General features: G+C 67.3%; 16 protein-coding genes. 4 read left to right on the top strand and 12 right to left on the bottom strand.

The window, feature by feature from the left end:
• Position 1 precedes the first annotated feature (1 nt).
• From CSW62_RS01660 to coxB, 10 genes are all read right to left on the bottom strand, one after another.
• Positions 2-1,261 (bottom strand): pitrilysin family protein, encoded by a 1,260-nt coding sequence (locus tag CSW62_RS01660; protein WP_099575482.1) that lies wholly within the window; start codon positions 1,259-1,261, stop codon positions 2-4.
• Between the two features lie 46 nt (positions 1,262-1,307).
• Positions 1,308-2,705 (bottom strand): threonine synthase, encoded by a 1,398-nt coding sequence (thrC, locus tag CSW62_RS01655; protein ID WP_099575481.1) that lies wholly within the window; start codon positions 2,703-2,705, stop codon positions 1,308-1,310.
• Entirely contained in the window at positions 2,705-3,388 is a 684-nt protein-coding gene (locus tag CSW62_RS01650; RefSeq protein WP_099575480.1) for an SURF1 family protein, read from the bottom strand. The genes thrC and CSW62_RS01650 overlap by 1 nt, the downstream gene beginning before the upstream one ends.
• Entirely contained in the window at positions 3,381-3,743 is a 363-nt protein-coding gene (locus CSW62_RS01645; protein ID WP_099575479.1) for a DUF983 domain-containing protein, read from the bottom strand. The genes CSW62_RS01650 and CSW62_RS01645 overlap by 8 nt, the downstream gene beginning before the upstream one ends.
• 128 nt (positions 3,744-3,871) lie before the next feature.
• Complete coding sequence (locus CSW62_RS01640) at positions 3,872-4,744, bottom strand: cytochrome c oxidase subunit 3 (RefSeq protein WP_099575478.1); 873 nt, start codon at positions 4,742-4,744, stop codon at positions 3,872-3,874.
• Positions 4,745-4,813: 69 nt separating this feature from the next.
• Complete coding sequence (locus tag CSW62_RS01635) at positions 4,814-5,479, bottom strand: cytochrome c oxidase assembly protein (protein WP_099575477.1); 666 nt, start codon at positions 5,477-5,479, stop codon at positions 4,814-4,816.
• Positions 5,457-5,618: a hypothetical protein gene (locus tag CSW62_RS01630; RefSeq protein ID WP_099575476.1), complete on the bottom strand. Its 162-nt coding sequence runs from the start codon at positions 5,616-5,618 to the stop codon at positions 5,457-5,459. The genes CSW62_RS01635 and CSW62_RS01630 overlap by 23 nt, the downstream gene beginning before the upstream one ends.
• Positions 5,615-6,637, bottom strand: coding sequence for a heme o synthase (gene cyoE / locus CSW62_RS01625; RefSeq protein ID WP_099575475.1), 1,023 nt, complete (start codon positions 6,635-6,637; stop codon positions 5,615-5,617). Before cyoE ends, CSW62_RS01630 begins: the two co-directional genes overlap by 4 nt.
• Positions 6,638-6,740: 103 nt before the next feature.
• Entirely contained in the window at positions 6,741-8,408 is a 1,668-nt protein-coding gene (ctaD, locus tag CSW62_RS01620; protein WP_099575474.1) for a cytochrome c oxidase subunit I, read from the bottom strand.
• A gap of 25 nt (positions 8,409-8,433) precedes the next feature.
• Entirely contained in the window at positions 8,434-9,360 is a 927-nt protein-coding gene (gene coxB / locus CSW62_RS01615) for a cytochrome c oxidase subunit II (RefSeq protein ID WP_099575473.1), read from the bottom strand.
• A gap of 369 nt (positions 9,361-9,729) precedes the next feature.
• Here coxB and CSW62_RS01610 point away from each other — a divergent pair, with 369 nt between their 5' ends.
• The 4 genes from CSW62_RS01610 to tldD all read left to right on the top strand — a co-directional run bounded on the left by CSW62_RS01610 (position 9,730) and on the right by tldD (position 12,985).
• The gene (locus CSW62_RS01610) at positions 9,730-10,056 is read left to right on the top strand and encodes a PadR family transcriptional regulator (RefSeq protein ID WP_099575472.1); all 327 of its coding nucleotides are present in this window, start codon (positions 9,730-9,732) and stop codon (positions 10,054-10,056) included.
• Positions 10,053-10,616 carry a DUF1700 domain-containing protein gene (locus CSW62_RS01605; protein WP_099575471.1) on the top strand — a complete coding sequence of 188 codons (564 nt, stop codon included), beginning with the start codon at positions 10,053-10,055 and terminating at the stop codon, positions 10,614-10,616. Before CSW62_RS01610 ends, CSW62_RS01605 begins: the two co-directional genes overlap by 4 nt.
• 17 nt (positions 10,617-10,633) lie before the next feature.
• Positions 10,634-11,449, top strand: a complete 816-nt coding sequence (locus CSW62_RS01600) for a GIN domain-containing protein (RefSeq protein WP_099575470.1) — start codon at positions 10,634-10,636, stop codon at positions 11,447-11,449.
• A gap of 75 nt (positions 11,450-11,524) precedes the next feature.
• Positions 11,525-12,985: a metalloprotease TldD gene (tldD, locus tag CSW62_RS01595; RefSeq protein WP_099575469.1), complete on the top strand. Its 1,461-nt coding sequence runs from the start codon at positions 11,525-11,527 to the stop codon at positions 12,983-12,985.
• On the opposite strand, the gene CSW62_RS01590 is transcribed toward tldD, so the two are convergent.
• Both CSW62_RS01590 and CSW62_RS01585 read right to left on the bottom strand, forming a co-directional pair.
• Positions 12,982-13,479 carry a GNAT family N-acetyltransferase gene (locus CSW62_RS01590; RefSeq protein ID WP_099582133.1) on the bottom strand — a complete coding sequence of 166 codons (498 nt, stop codon included), beginning with the start codon at positions 13,477-13,479 and terminating at the stop codon, positions 12,982-12,984. The two genes, tldD and CSW62_RS01590, sit on opposite strands and share 4 nt — an antisense overlap.
• A gap of 276 nt (positions 13,480-13,755) precedes the next feature.
• A complete protein-coding gene (locus CSW62_RS01585) occupies positions 13,756-15,651 on the bottom strand; it encodes a peptide MFS transporter (RefSeq protein WP_099575468.1) in 1,896 nt (631 codons plus the stop codon).
• Positions 15,652-15,677: the final 26 nt, after the last annotated feature.

The raw sequence follows: 15,677 nt of genomic DNA, 5'->3' as shown, positions 1-15,677 counted from the left end.
GCTAGGACAACGCTTTGCTGAACGCCTCGCCGGCCTTCAACGCCGACTTGGCGCCGAGCACGGCGGTCGCGGCCCGACCGCTCAGCAGGCGCTGGCCGAGGCGAGCGACGTCAGCGGGGGTCACCGCGTCGACCTCGGCCGCGAGTTCCGAGGTCGGATAGAGGCGGTTGAACAACAGCACCTGCCCTGCCCCCTGCTCCGCGCGCGACAGCGGCTGCTCGCGGGCCATGAACATGTGGGCCTTCAGCTGGGCCTTGGCGCGGGCGAGTTCGGCGTCGCTGATGCGCTCGGCCAGCTTGACCAATTCCTCGGCGCAGACCTTGGCGGTCTCGACCGCGTCGCCGGCGGCGCAGCCGGCATAGATGCCCAGCGCCCCGTGGTCGGCATAGGTGTCGGCATAGGCGTCGATATTGTAGGCGAGGCCGCGCTTCTCGCGCGCTTCCTGGAACAGGCGCGAGGACATGCCCCCGCCCAGGGTCTCGGCGAAGATCCGGAGGGCGAAATAGTCCTGCTCGCGCGCGCCGCAGGCCGGCAGCATGAACACCAGGTGCGCCTGCTCCAGCTTGCGGGTCTCGGCCTGGGGGCCGCCGATGAAGGCCGCGGCTTGCGGGACGGGCGCGCCGGCCGTGGCGGGCAGGTCGCCGAAGGCGCGCTCGGCGGCGGCCATCAGCTCGGCCTCGTCGACCGCGCCCGTGGCGCAGACCACCAGGTGGTCTGCGGCGTAGAGCCGGGCGCGCCAGTCGGACAGGGCCTCGACCGTGGCGGCCTCGACCGTGGCGTCGCTGCCCAGGATCGGACGCCCCACCGGGTGGTCGCCCCACGCCGAACGCTGGATCAGGTCGAAGACGTAGTCGTCGGGCGCGTCGGCGGCCTCGGCGATCTCCTGCGCGACGACCTGCTTCTCGCGGGTCAGGTCGGCCGGATCCAGGGTCGGACGGCGCACGAGGTCGGCGATGACGTCCATGCCGAGGTCAAGGCCGCCCTTCAGCGCCCGGACCTGGAAGCTGGTGCGCTCATAGCCGGTGGCGGCGTTGATCGAGCCGCCCTGGTTCTCGATGACCTCGACGATGTCGCGCGCCGAGCGGCCGCCCGCGCCCTTGAACACCATGTGTTCCAGCAGGTGCGACCAGCCCGACCGCGCCGGATCCTCATAGGCGGCCCCGCGCCCCGCCACGACGGACAGGGCCAGGGTTTCGAGGCCCGGCATCGGGTCGCAGACGACGCGGACGCCATTGGGCAGGGTGCGGAGGATCGTGGTCATGAGCGGCGGTATCTAGGCGCTCGCGCGCCTAAACACTAGCCCAGGCTCAAGTATTGGCCGCGAAGGTCCGCACGAAGGCCTTGATGGACGACCTATCGGCCGGCAGGCGCTCGAACTTTTCCGCCTTCTTCGAGAGGTCCGGCGTTGCCCGCGGCGTGGCCGGGGCCAGGCCCGTGGCGGCCTGGACCGCTTCGGGGAACTTGGCCGGATGGGCGGTCGACAGCACCACCACCGGGACTGAGGCCGGGACGTCCACGCCCTGCGCGGCGGCCAGGCCGACGGCGGTGTGCGGGTCGATGACCTCGCCGGTCTCGTTCAGGGTCGAGAGCATGGTCTTGGCGGTGTCGGCCTCGCTGACCGACGCGCCACGGAACAGCTCGCGCATCCAGGCGTGGGCGCCCGGCGGGATGTCCAGCAGACCGGTGTCGGCGAAGGCGCGGAAGGCGCGGCCGGTCTCGGTGCCGTCGCGGCGAACGGCTTCGAAATAGAGGCGCTCGAAGTTGCTGGCGACCTGGATGTCCATGGCCGGGCTCTGGGTCGCGGCCACGGCGCCGCGCGAATAGCGGCCCGTCTCGATGGCGCGGGCCAGGATGTCGTTCGAATTGGTGGCGGCGGTCACCGAGTGGATCGGCAGACCCAGCTTACTGGCCACGAAGGCGGCGTAGGCGTCGCCGAAATTGCCCGTGGGCACCACGAAGGCCACTTGGCGATTCGGCGCGCCCAGGGCGACGGCCGAGGTGAAGTAGTAGACGCTCTGGGCTGCGATCCGCGCCCAGTTGATCGAGTTGACACCCGACAGGTCCACGGCATGACGGAACTGGTCGTCCTGGAAGGCCTGCTTGACGATGGCCTGGCAGTCGTCGAACGAGCCCAGCACCGAGATGCAGGCCACATTGGCGTCGACGGCCGTGGTCATGAACCGGCGCTGCACCTCGCTGATGCGGCCCTCCGGGAAGAGGGCGACGATGCGGGCGTTCTTGCGGCCCCGGAACGCTTCGACGGCCGCGCCGCCGGTGTCGCCAGAGGTGGCGCAGATGATGGTCATCTTCCGCGACTGGCGTTCCAGCACGTAGTCGTACAGGCGGCCCAGCAGCTGCATCGCCACATCTTTGAACGCCAGGGTCGGACCGTGGAACAGCTCCAGCAGGTAGCGGTTCGGGGTCAGTTGCTTCAGCGGCGTCACAGCGGTGTGGGCGAAGGTGGCGTAGGCCTCCTCGCACATCTGCAACAGGACATCCTTGGGGATGTCGTCGCCGACGAACTTGCCGACCACGGCGGCGGCCACCTGGGCGTAGGACTGGCCCGCGAAGCCCGCGATCTCGGCGGCCGAGAAGCTGGGCCACTCGTTGGGCACGTACAGGCCGCCGTCGGGGGCCAGGCCGGCCAGCACCGCGTCCAGGAAGCCGATGGGCGCGGACTGTCCGCGGGTCGACACGTAGCGCATCAGGGTCTCACTCTCCGCCAGAGCATGGCGGCATAGATAAACAGCAGGGTTACGGCAAGACCGAACCACGTAAGAGCGTATTCCAAGTGCCGATTGGAAATTTCTGCCGGCAACGGCGCAGGCGTGATTCCGGCCGGCGCGGGGGCCTCGCTCTCGGCCATCAGGACCAGGGGCGCGGGCTGGCGGCCGGGAAAGCGCTTCAGGATTTCGGCCCGGTCGCCGCCCAGCTGCTTGATCGGCATCAGCACGCCGACGACGCGGCGCGGCGCGTCGAAGGACCGCGGCGGCGGCGCGACCTGGCCCGTCAGGGCCGGGACGACGCCACGGTCCACCAGGATCATGTTGTAGGGGCCGGCCAGGACGGCGCAGGGGGCCTGGGCGCGCCAGACCACGTCGCCGTCTCGAACGCCATAGACCAGCGGCAGGGGCTGGCCGGCGACGTCGCCGCAATCGACGCTCACCCGGGTCCAGGCCAGATCGTCGGCGCGGGCCTGCGCCGTCAGCGCCTGGATCAGCGGCAAGGCCGGCGCGGTCTTCAGGGTCTCGATCCGCGCGAGGATGCCCTCCTTCCAGTGCAGGCGCTGGAGCTGCCAGGCGCCCAGGCCGCAGAGGAGGGCGAAGGCGATCGCCGTGGCGATCGTCAGGCCGATCGGGAAGCCGGGCTTCTTGAGGGCGTCAGACATGGTCCCTGCCGGCCTCCGAGGCCTTGTGGGCGACCTGGGCGGCGACCATAAGGCCCTTGGCCGGCCGCATCAGGCCCAGGCTGATGATCACTACGGCGGGCAACCAGACGATCAGTAGCGCCCAGATCGGCCAGTTCCAGGCGAACATCGAGAACAGCGCCCCGAAGGCGCAGACCGATCCGGCGATCAGGATGACGAAGGTCGCCGCCCCGTCGCCGGTCTCGAACTTGCCCAGGTCGAAACCGCAGGCCTCGCAGGAGGGGGCGACCTTCAGAAAGCCCGCGAACAGGTGGCCCTCGCCGCAGTTGGGGCACAGGCCGCGCGCGCCGGCGGCATAGGGATTGGTCTTGGTCATGTCAGGCCTAGCCTTGAAACGAAAAAGGCCCGGAACGCTGATCCGCGCTCCGGGCCCCTCAGGATCTTGCGACCCCCGAGCGCGTCGCCGCGCTCAAACTTTGAGGCTAGAGCCCTCTCATGAGGGCTCTAGTGGGGCGAGGCCCCGAAGATCACGTAGATGAACGCGAACAGGAACAGCCAGACCACGTCCACGAAGTGCCAGTACCAGGCGGCGGCTTCGAAGCCGAAGTGCTGCTTGGGCGTGAAGGCGCCGTTCATGAGGCGGATCAGGCAGACGACCAGGAAGATCGTGCCGACGAACACGTGGAAGCCGTGGAAGCCGGTGGCCAGGAAGAAGGTCGAACCATAGAGGCCCGAGTTCACGGCCGCTTCCGAATAGAACAGCTGCTCGTGGTTGATGTGGCTGTACTCGTACACCTGGATGCAGGTGAACAGCGCGCCCAGCAGCACGGTCAGGATCAGACCCCACTTGGCGCCCTTGCGGTCGCCGACCTGCAGCGCGTGGTGGGCCCAGGTGACGGTCGTGCCCGAGAGCAGCAGGGTCAGGGTGTTGACCAGCGGCAGGTGCCAGGGCGAGACAGTCTCGACGCCGGCGGGCGGCCAGGTGGCCCAGGCGGTGCGGACTTCCTCGATCGCCGACAGGGTGCGGTGATGATGGAACAGCGCCATCTCGAAGAACATCCAGAACCACGCCACGAAGAACATCACTTCCGAAGCGATGAACAGGATCATGCCGTAGCGCAGGCCGATCGAGACGACCGGGGTGTGGTCGCCGGCCTTGGCTTCCTTGGCCACGTCCGACCACCAGCCGAACATGGTGTAGAGCACGCCCGCGATGCCGGCGGCGAAGATAGCCCAGTTGCCCTTCTCGATGCCGAGAACGCCGCCCTTGATCCAGCCGATCAGGCCGATGGCCATGACGGTGGCTGCGGCCGAGCCCACGAAGGGCCACGGGCTGGGCGGAAGGATGTGGTAGTCGTGTTTGACGGCGCCGGCCATGTTGCTGCTAACCCTTATATCCCTCTGATCACGGTCGCTGGTCCCCCGCGCCGTGGTCGTTCTGAAACGCTATAGCCCCCTGGACGGTGCGCCGCCAAGGGGTTCCACGATGCGCGGTGTCGCCGCAGCCGCAACTTTAGTCTTCTTGCCGTCATCGACGGCGGGGAAGAACGTGTAGCTGAGCGTGATCTCGTTCTTTCCGACGGTCTCGGGATCCTTCACATATTGCGGATCCACGAAATAGACGACCGGGAACTCCACCGTCTGGTGGGGCTGGATCGTCTGGCTGGAGAAGCAGAAGCATTCCAGCTTCTGGAAGTACGGCCCCGCCGATTCCGGCACCACGTTGTAGAGCGCCCGGCCGGTCATCGGCTTGTCGGTGGGATTGGTGACCTTGAAGAAGGCCAGGCCCGTCTCGCCGATCCGCACGTCCTGGCTGGACTGCAGCGCCTGGAATTTCCAGGGCAGCTCGCGGATATTGGCGTCGAAGCGGATGGTGACCTTGCGGTCCAGGATCTTGTCCGGCTTGGCTTCGGCCTTGCGGACCGTGCCGTCGAAGCCGGTCGCCTGGCAGAACAGTTTGTACAGCGGGACGGCCGCATAGGCCGCGCCGACCATGCCGAAGAAGGCGGCGGCGCAGATCAGGGCCACCTTGCCGTTGCGGCGCGCGGTCTGCTCCTGCGGGGTCAGGTCCGCCTTGGGGGTGCGTTTCTTAGGGGTGCGGGTGGGCGACATTGGCGCCGAGCCTCACGAGGGTGACCACGAAGACCATGATGACGAAGGCCACGAGACCCAGGCCAAGCGCGATGTTGCGCCCGTCCCGCGCCTTCTTGGCGGCGTCCCTGTTGGCTTGAGTGTCTAGAGGTTGATTCACTTGAGCAGCTCCAGGGCGTGCACGCCCGACACGGCTTCGCCCAGCAGGGCGGCGAACATGGCGAAGAGATAGAGAATCGAGAAGGCGAACAGGTTGCGGGCGGCTTTCGAGCCGGCGGCCTTCTCGTCCTCGGTGACCTCGTAGAGGGCGCGGTCGGTCACGCGCGGGTCGGCGGCGTCGCCGGCCTTGCTGGTGAAGACGCGCCAGGCCAGGATCAGGAACACCGCGCCGCCCAGACCGGCCACGGCCAGGTAGATCGGGCCGCCCAGACCGGTCAGCACCGGCGTCAGGCAGATCGGGATCAGCACAAGGCTGTAGAGCAGGATCTGCTTGCGGGTTTCCTTGGCGCCCTTGACCACCGGCAGCATCGGCACCCCGGCCTTGGCGTAGTCGGTGGTGACGTACAGCGACAGCGCCCAGAAGTGCGGCGGGGTCCAGAAGAAGATGATGGCGACCATCAGCCAGGCGTTCAGCGGGGCCGAGCCCGTGGCCGCGGCCCAGCCGATGGCGGGCGGCAGGGCCCCGGCCAGCCCGCCGATGACGATGTTCTGCGCCGTCCAGCGCTTGAGCCACATCGTGTAGACGACGGCGTAGAAGACAATGGTGAAGGCCAGCAGGGCGGCCGCGAACCAGTTGATCGCGAAGCCGAGGAACATCACCGACAGGATCGAGAGCACCACGCCCAGCGAGGCGGCCTCCTCGCCCTTGACCTTGCCGGTCGGGACCGGACGGCCGCGCGTGCGGCGCATCTGCTGGTCGATGTCGGCGTCGTACCACATGTTCAGCGCGCCCGAGGCGCCGGCCCCGACGGCGATGCACAGCACCGCGATGGCGCCCAGGACCGGATGGATCGGCGCGCGGGCGGCCAGCAGGCCCGTCAGGCCCGTGAACACCACCAGCGACATGACGCGCGGCTTCATCAGCTGGAAGTAGTCCTGCCAACGCGCTGTCTGAGACAGGTCTGGCTGCGACACGTCGGGCTGAACGGTCTCCGGGGTCATGGCGAGGGTCTTCGACATCGGGGTGAATATATCGGTCTTGAATGGGCGAAGGGCGCGGCCCGGACCCTTAAGGATCCCGACCGCGCCCCCTTTTGCTTCAGGTCAAACCTGGAAGCCGGCCTTAGTGGTGGCCGTCTTCCTTGATCACCGGCGGTTCGCTGAACTGGTGGAACGGCGGCGGCGAGGACAGGGTCCATTCCAGCGTCGTGGCGCCTTCGCCCCACGGGTTGGCTTCCGCCGGGCGGCGACGGATCGCGGCTTCCAGCAGCATGATCAAGAAGATGCCGACGCCGGCGACGGTGATCATGTAGCCGACCGTCGACCAGTAGTTCCACGTCTCGAAGGCGGCCGGATAGTCGACGTAGCGACGCGGCATGCCTTGCAGGCCCAGGAAGTGCTGCGGGAAGAAGATCAGGTTCACGCCGACGAACATCACCCAGAAGTGGGCGCAGCCGAGGAACTCGTTGTACTTCACGCCCCACATCTTCTCGAACCAGTAGTAGAAGCCCGCGAAGATGGCGAAGACGGCGCCCAGAGACAGCACGTAGTGGAAGTGGGCGACCACGTAGTAGGTGTCGTGCAGGCTGTAGTCGATGCCGGCGTTCGACAGGACCACGCCGGTCACGCCGCCGACGGTGAACAGGAAGATGAAGCCCATCGCCCACAGCATGGGCGTCTTGAAGTCCAGCGAGCCGCCCCACATCGTGGCGATCCAGCTGAAGATCTTCACGCCCGTCGGGACGGCGATGATCATCGTGGCGGCCACGAAGTAGGCGCGCAGGTTGATGCTCATGCCGACGGTGTACATGTGGTGCGCCCACACGACGAAGCCGACGAAGCCGATGGCGACCATGGCGTAGGCCATCGCCAGGTAGCCGAACACCGGCTTCTTGGAGAAGGTCGAGACGATGTGGCTGATGATGCCGAACCCGGGCAGGATCAGGATGTACACTTCCGGGTGACCAAAGAACCAGAACAGGTGCTGGAACATGACGGGGTCGCCGCCGGCGGCCGGGTCGAAGAAGTGGGTGCCGAAGTTACGGTCGGTCAGAAGCATGGTGATGGCGCCGGCCAGGACGGGCAGCGACAGCAGCAGCAGGAAGGCAGTGATCAGCACCGACCAGGCGAACAGCGGCATGCGGTGCAGGGTCATGCCCGGCGCGCGCATGTTGAAGATCGTGGTGATGAAGTTGATCGCGCCCAGGATCGACGAAGCGCCGGCCAGGTGGAGCGACAGGATCGCCAGGTCCATGGCCGGACCCTTGTGGCCGATGGTCGAGAGCGGCGGATAGATCGTCCAGCCGCCGCCGAAGCCGCGGCCCGGGCCGCCGTCGACGAACATCGAGGTGACCAGCAGGACCCAAGCGGCGACCAGCAGCCAGAACGAGATGTTGTTCATCCGCGGGAAGGCCATGTCCGGCGCGCCGATCATGATCGGGACGAACCAGTTGCCGAAGCCGCCGATCATGGCGGGCATGACCATGAAGAAGATCATGATCAGGGCGTGGGCGGTGACCACGGCGTTATAGCCGTGCTTGCCCTTGAAGATGCCCATCTGCGCCAGCATGCCGGTGTCCGAGAACACCTGGATGCCCGGCTGCATCAGCTCCCAGCGGATCAGGCCCGACAGGGCCCCGCCGACGATGCCCGCCATGATGGCGAACAGGATGTACAGCGTGCCGATGTCCTTGTGGTTCGTCGAGAAGAACCAGCGGGCGATGAAGGGCGGCTTGTGGTCGGCGTCGTCGTGACCGCCGTGCGCGTCGTGAGTGTCTGCGGCGTGAGCCATCGGACTTCTATCCTACGATCGTATCTTAGGCCGCCGGCGCGGCGGGAGCCGCGGCCGGAGCGGAAGCGGGAGCGGCGGGCGCCGAAGCGGGGGTCACGGTTGCGGCAGCCGGAGCCGCGGGCGCGGCGGCCGGAGCCGGCGGCGCGACCTTTTCCTTGACCCAGGCGTTGAACTCGCCTTGCGAGACCACGTGGATCTCGATCGGCATGTTCGAGTGGTCGACGCCGCAGAGTTCCGAGCACTGGCCGTAGTAGACGCCGGTCTTCTCGGCCTTGAACCAGGTTTCGTTCAGGCGGCCCGGGATGGCGTCGATCTTCAGACCGAAGGCCGGTAGGGCGAAGGCGTGGATCACGTCGGCGCCGGTGACCTGGACGCGGACGACCTGGTTGACGGGAACCACCATCGCCTTGTCGGCGGCCAGCAGGTACGGGACCTTCTTGGCGTCGGCCTGTTCCTTGGTCAGCGGCAGCGAGACGATTTCGCTGATCTTCTGGTCCGGGTACTCGTAGCCCCAGTACCACTGATAGCCCGTGGCCTTCACGGTCATGTAGGGCTTGGGCATGTTGTTGTAGGCGAACAGAAGGCGGAACGAGAAGATCGCGATCAGCATCAAGATCAGCACCGGGACGACCGTCCAGATGATCTCGATCGTGGTGTTGTGGCTGAACTTCGCCGGGACCGGGTTCGCTTTCTTATTGTAGCGAACGACGATCCAGATCAGCAGGCCCAGAACCAGCAGGGTGATGGCCGTGATGATCGGCATCAGCACCAGGTTGTGGAAGCGGATCGCGTCGTGCTTCAGGACCGAGGCGGCCGGCTGAAGGTCGATGGCCCCCGGCGTCGGCTGGCCCAGCAGATCCTCGGCGAGGGCGTTCCCCGCGAACAGCATCGTAGCGGCGAGGGCAGACGCGCCCGTCATGATCCGCTGAATCCCCGAAAATTGCGCCTTCATATCCCTCACGGCCCGTTTCGGCGGCGGTTTGAGCCCGATCAAGGCCGCCCCGCGCCGACTTGTACATTACGATCCCAGAGCGCTCCGCAATCGACTTCGCGCTCATAAAATCGCGCGTCGACGGCAGCCCGCCCCAAAGGACTGGTCCGGAGGCTGCATACGCGCATCCCTAGCGGTTGCCAAGCGGCAGAGGCCACACGCTGGGCATGGGAATGCCCGTTATCCCCGGCCTGGGGCGCTCTAGTCGCGAGCCATTCTCATCAACGCCCAAAACGCCCGTCCGCATCATTACGTATCATTCATGAGTAGGTACCTTGCACCACTCAGTACCTGTCGGTAGAAGGGAGCATCAACGGAGGCAAGGACGCCGTGCCGGAAACGATTGAAATCCAACTGAAGAAAGGCGTGCTGGCGCTGTGCGTGCTGGCCCTGCTCTCGCACGCCGACAGCTACGCCTACGAGATCGCCAGCAGGCTGACGAGGGACATCGATATGGGGGAAGGGACGATCTATCCGCTGATGCGCCGCATGCAGTCGGATGGCCTGGTCGAGACCTACCTGGTTGAAAGCCAGAGTGGTCCGCCTCGCAAATACTACCGCTTGACCACGGTCGGGCGCCAAAGCCTGGAGCAGCAGAAGGCCGAATGGTCGGCGTTCTCGCAAGCGGTCAACAGCATCGTGGGAGCCGCCGCATGACCCGCGCCGAGTTCATCATCCGCCTGCGCCGGGGTCTCGCCGGTCTGCCGGTGACCACCATCGCCGACATCGTCGCCGATCACGAGGCGCACTTCGCCGATGCGCAAGCCGCGGGCCGCAGCGAGGCCGAGACGGCCGCGGCCCTCGGCGATCCCGACCGCCTGGCCCGCGAGATGCGCGCCGAGGCCGGTCTGAAGCAGTGGGAGGAGAAGAAGAACCCCTCCAACGCCATGGCCGCCGTCCTGGCCCTGCTGGGCCTGGGCGCCCTGGACGTGATGTTCCTGCTGCCCCTGCTGATGGGCGTGCTGGGCGTGCTGTTTGGGATGCTGGTCGCGGTCGTGACCATCTTCATCGCCGGCGGCTTCGTGTTCGCCGCAGGCCCGCTGACCGGACCGCCCGGTGGCCCGATCACCGCCTTCCTGGCGGGGCTTGGCCTGATGGGCCTGGCCGCCTGCCTGGGCGCCCTGCTCACCCTGATCACGGTCGGGGTCTTCAACGCGGTCGTCTGGTACGCCCGGCTGCACTTCCGGCTCCTGAAGCCGGCCATTGAACAAGCCTAAGCGGCTCGGAGGGGACCATGTTGATCCGCAATACGCTCATCGTCGCCGGCGCCAGCTTCGTGCTCGCCATCGGCTGCTTCGCCGGGGTCGCCGCGCTGGCCGGCCCCGAGTTCCTCAAGAACGGCTGGACCTTCCCGCTCGATCACGAAGAGACCGTCGTGATCCGCGAGAACGGCCGGGTGATCCGCACCGGCGATCACTTCAACATCTCGAACAAGCGGTCGGAGGCCGACGTGGACCGCACCTTCGCCTGGACCGGCAAGGACGCGCTTCAGATCGACCTGCCGGTCGACGTGGTGTTCATCCAGGGGGCGGAGGCCAAGATCGTCGCCTCGGGACCCAAGGCCTATCTTGACCGGCTCCGCGTCGAGGGCGGCCGCATCAGCCTTGATGACGGCGCGCGCGACGAGCATACCCAGGTCACGATCAATGCCTTCGGCGTGCGTGTGTTGAGCGACTCCGAGCGCGTGAAGATCACGATCATCGCGCCGGACGTAACCAAGTTCGACCTGCGCGGCTCCGGGGACCTCGACATTCGGCGCTACGACCACCCGACCTTCGCCGTCGAAGTCAGCGGCAGCGGAGACGTCGAGGCGCAGGGCCGGGTCGAAACCCTTGTGGTGGACAATTCCGGATCTGGATCCGTCGACCTGTCCGACCTGAAGGCCAAGGACGCGGTGTTCGACGTCTCGGGCAGCGGCGGCGGGGCCTTGTTCGCCACGAACAAGGCCAAGATCGACATCTCCGGCAGCGGCGACGTCGAACTGCGCACCGAACCCAAGACGGTCAGCACCGAGATCACCGGCTCTGGCGAAGTGCGCCGGGAATACTGATCCCACACGGATCAGATCGCCTGTGACAAAGGGGGCGGGGTGACGGACGCGTTCGGAAAGCCTACCTGTAGGCACATGAACGCTCCGCTCTCCGCCTCCTCCCTGGCCGCCTCGGCCCTGGCCGCCACCTCCATCCTGGACGCCGCCGGCGTCGATCGCGAACGCGCCCAGGCGATCCTGAGCGAGGCCCTGGCCGGCGCCGATGACGGCGAGCTGTTCCTCGAACGCTCCGAGAGCGAGGCCTTCGTCTTCGACGACGGCCGCCTGAAAAGCGCCTCCTACGACAGCGCCGAAGGCTTCGGCCTGCGCGTCGTGGCCGGCGAGACGGCCGGCTTCGCCCACGCCGCCGAAATCTCCGAAGCCGCCATCCGGCGCGCCGCGGGCTCCGCCAGCCTCGCCAAGCGCGGCTATGCCGGTGTCAGCGCCGAGGGCCCGCGCTCGACCAACGAGGCGCTGTACGGCGAGGACAATCCGGTCAATTCGCCGGACTTCTCTGACAAGGTCTCGCTGCTGCAGGAGATCGACGCCTTCGCCCGCGCCCGCGATCCGCGCGTCGTGCAGGTGATGGCCTCGATGGCCGGCGAGCGCCGCGTGGTCGAGATCCTGCGCGCCGACGGCAAGCTGCTCCGCGACGTCCGCCCGCTGGTGCGAGTCAATGTCCAGGTCACCGTCGAGAAGGACGGTCGCCGCGAGAGCGGCAGCTCCGGCGCCGGCGGCCGCGCTGGCTTCGCCGCCTGGATCAGCCCCGACAAGTGGCAGGACCAGGTCGACGAGGCCCTGCGCATGGCGCTGGTCAATCTTGACGCCGTCGCCTGCCCGGCCGGCGAGATGGACGTGGTGCTCGGCCCGGGCTGGAACGGCGTGCTGCTGCACGAGGCCGTCGGCCACGGCTTGGAAGGCGACTTCAACCGCAAGGGCATCAGCGCCTTCTCGGGCCGCATCGGCGAACGCGTGGCGGCCAAGGGGGTCACGGTCTTCGACGACGGCTCGCTGGCCGGCCGCCGCGGCTCGCTGACCATCGACGATGAAGGCACCCCGACCGAACGGACAGTGCTGATCGAGGACGGCGTCCTGGTCGGCTACATGCACGACCGCATGAGCGCGCGCCTGATGGGCATGAAGGCCACCGGCAACGGTCGTCGCCAGTCCTACGCCCACATGCCGATGCCGCGCATGACCAATACCGGCATGCTGGCGGGCGCCGACGATCCGCAAGAGATGATCGCTTCGCTGAAGCGCGGCCTCTACTGCGCCAATTTCGGCGGCGGCCAGGTCGACATCACCAACGGCAAGTTCGTCTTCCAGTGCACCGAGGCCTACCTCGTCGAGGACGGCAAGATCACCGCCCCGGTCAAGGGCGCGACCCTGATCGGCGACGGCCCCTCGGCCCTGACCCGGGTGACGATGATCGGCAACGACTTCGACTTCGACCCCGGCATCGGCGTCTGCGGCAAGGCCGGCCAGGGCGTGCCCGTGGGCGTGGGCCAGCCCAGCCTGAAGATCACCGGCCTGACGGTGGGCGGGACGGCCGTTTAGAGCCGCCGCTCCAGATAGGTCACCGTCTTCTTCCCGCCGTGGATCTGCGCCGTCCCCACGGGGACGAAGCCGAGCGCGGCGTGGAAGGCGTCCGACGCCGGGTTGGGCGGGTCGGAATTGACCTCGCAGACGATGCGGTCGTGCCCGGCCGACCGGGCCGCCGAGAACAGGTCGTCATAGAGCGCGCGCGCCAGGCCCCTGCCCCGCGCGCTGTCGGCCACCACCACGCGGTCGACATAGACGAAGGCCGAATAGCGCTCACGGAACCACAGGTAGTTGACGCTGTCGTAGTCGGCGGAGTGATCGAAGGTCAGCAGCAGCGCATCCGCCAAGCCCACGCGGCGAGCCACGAAGGCCTCGGCGACCAGATGCGCCATCCGCTCGGGCTCAAGCCACGACAGCTCGACGGCGTGGTCATTGTTCAGCGCCAGCAGGGCCTCGCCGTCTGGACCGGTCAGGTCGTCGGTGGTCAGCGGCTTCACAAGGTCGGTCATCGGGCCCTCCATCGGGTCTCGGACCTATGGGCCAGCGCCCGGCCGCGCAACCTTGCAAAGGTTTAATCCACCTGTCGGGCTTGTAACTTCCCTAGCGGCAAGACGATCGCCACCCTGGCTCGACGGTTTCACCGACGAGCTTCGGGTAGGAGCGGAAACGGACTTCGCGGTTTGAGCCACCGCGAAGGACGGTCCCACCTGGGGTCGAGGCGCGGCCCCTCCGCGCCTCGTGAGAAGGGCCCCAGTCCATGCTGGGGCCCTTCGGTCCTTTTCAGCCTAGGCCCCCGAAGCGTCGGCGACCGTCGGACCCGTGGTGTCGTCGGCGCCGTGCGACCATTTCTTGAGCACCGGCGAGAGCAGCAGGAAGCCGATCCCGATCACCACCGACACCAGGCCGATGATGTTGAAGACCTTCAGCGAGGCGGCGAGCGCCGCGCCGGGGTCCAGCACCTGGCCGCCGACCGTCTCGGTGGCCGCGAAGCCGGCGATCTTGCCGCCGACCCACTGGGCGATGGCCACGGCCATGAACCAGACGGCCATCATGAACGACACCACCGCGCCGGGCGACAGCTTGGTCATCTGCGACAGGCCGACCGGCGACATGCACAGCTCGCCGGTGGTGTGCAGCATGTACATCAGCACCAGGAAGATAAGCGGCATCTTGAACGCGCCGTCGGCGAAGGTGGAGCCCCACTGCAGCAGCAGGAAGCCGGCGCCGACCTGGATCAGGGCCAGGCCGAACTTGACGACCGGATTGGGGTCCTTGCCGCGCGCGCCCAGGAAGGTCCAGAGCGCGGCCAAGACCGGCGCGAAGATCAGGATCCAGCCGGCGTTCAGGGCCTGGGTCTGCGGGGCGTTGAAGCTGGTGTTGACCCAGAAGGTCGAGGCCGCGTCGATGCCGGCCTTGGACAGCTGCTCTGGCGTGGCCAGGGTCACCGCGCCGCTGAACAGCCGGACGGGCTCGCGGACGAGGTCCAGCTGGACGTTGGTCGCGGCGAACAGGCTCAGCGACGAGCCGGCCTGCTCGAACAGCGTCCAGAACACCACCGCGCCGAAGATCAGGAACACCGCCAGGGCGAGGCGCTCGCGCTCTTCCTTGCCGCATTTGCGGAACATGAACCAGCCGATGTAGCCCAGCGAGGCCAGGATGCCGATGTTCAGGGCGACGCCGACCACGGCGTTGAACTGCACGAGGAAGAAGATCCCGATCAGGCCCAGCAGGGAGACGGCGTAGATGGCCAGCTCGCGGTTGATGGGACCCAGGACCTTTTCCTTCAGGACCTTGGGCTGAGGCGGCTCGGCCTTGCCTTCCAGCCAGGGCTTGCCCAGCACGAAGACCACGAAGCCGGCCAGCATGCCGACGCCGGCCAGGCCGAAGCCCGCCCACCAGCCGACATTCACGCCCAGCAGGCCGCAGAGGATCGAGGCCCAGAAGGAGCCCAGGTTGATGCCGTAGTAGTAGAGGGTGAAGCCCGGATCCCGGCGCGGGTCGCCTTGCGGGTACAGCTGGCCGACGATGGTCGAGATGTTGGGCTTCAGGAAGCCGACGCCCAGGATGATCAGCGACAGCGAGAACCAGAAGATGTTCAGGTACAGCGGATCGCGGCCCGTCACGTCCAGCTTGTAGTCGGCCTTCTGGAGGACGGCGGGCAAAGGCGCGCCGGCCGGCAGGTCCTTGATCTGGAAGTCGCCAGCCTTGGTCGCGGCGACATCATAGGGCTTGCCCGCGACCACCAGCTTGGCCACGCGGTCCTGTCCCCGGCCCTCGGCCTGGAATTCGTAGGTCGCGCCCTGATAGGTCAGGGTCTGCACGGCGGGCTTGCCCTCGATCGCCATGGCTAGGTGACCCGCGACGAGCAGGATCGCGCCGAACGCGACGGCCTTGCGCGTGCCCAGCCACTTGTCGGCCAGGAAGCCGCCAATCAGCGGCAGCAGATAGACCAGCGCTGTGTAGGAGCCGTAGTGGCCGGACGCGGCCTTGGGGTCGAACAGGAAGTGCTGAGTCAGATAGAAGATCAGGATGGCGCGCATGCCGTAGTAGGAGAAGCGCTCCCACATCTCGGCCAGGAAGCAGATGATCAGGCCACGCGGGTGCCCGCGCAGCAGCTGGACCAGAACGGGAATGCCGGTCACGAGCGTGACCAGGATCCCCGCGGCGATAACGATATTCATACGCTAGCCTTGAACATGACGAGAGA

Origin of the sequence: Caulobacter sp. FWC2 (genome assembly GCF_002742625.1) — a bacterium.
In the GTDB taxonomy this organism is placed as follows: Bacteria; Pseudomonadota; Alphaproteobacteria; order Caulobacterales; family Caulobacteraceae; genus Caulobacter.
Note: the sequence above shows the minus strand (reverse complement) of the source record. Positions and strands in the feature narration are given on the sequence as shown.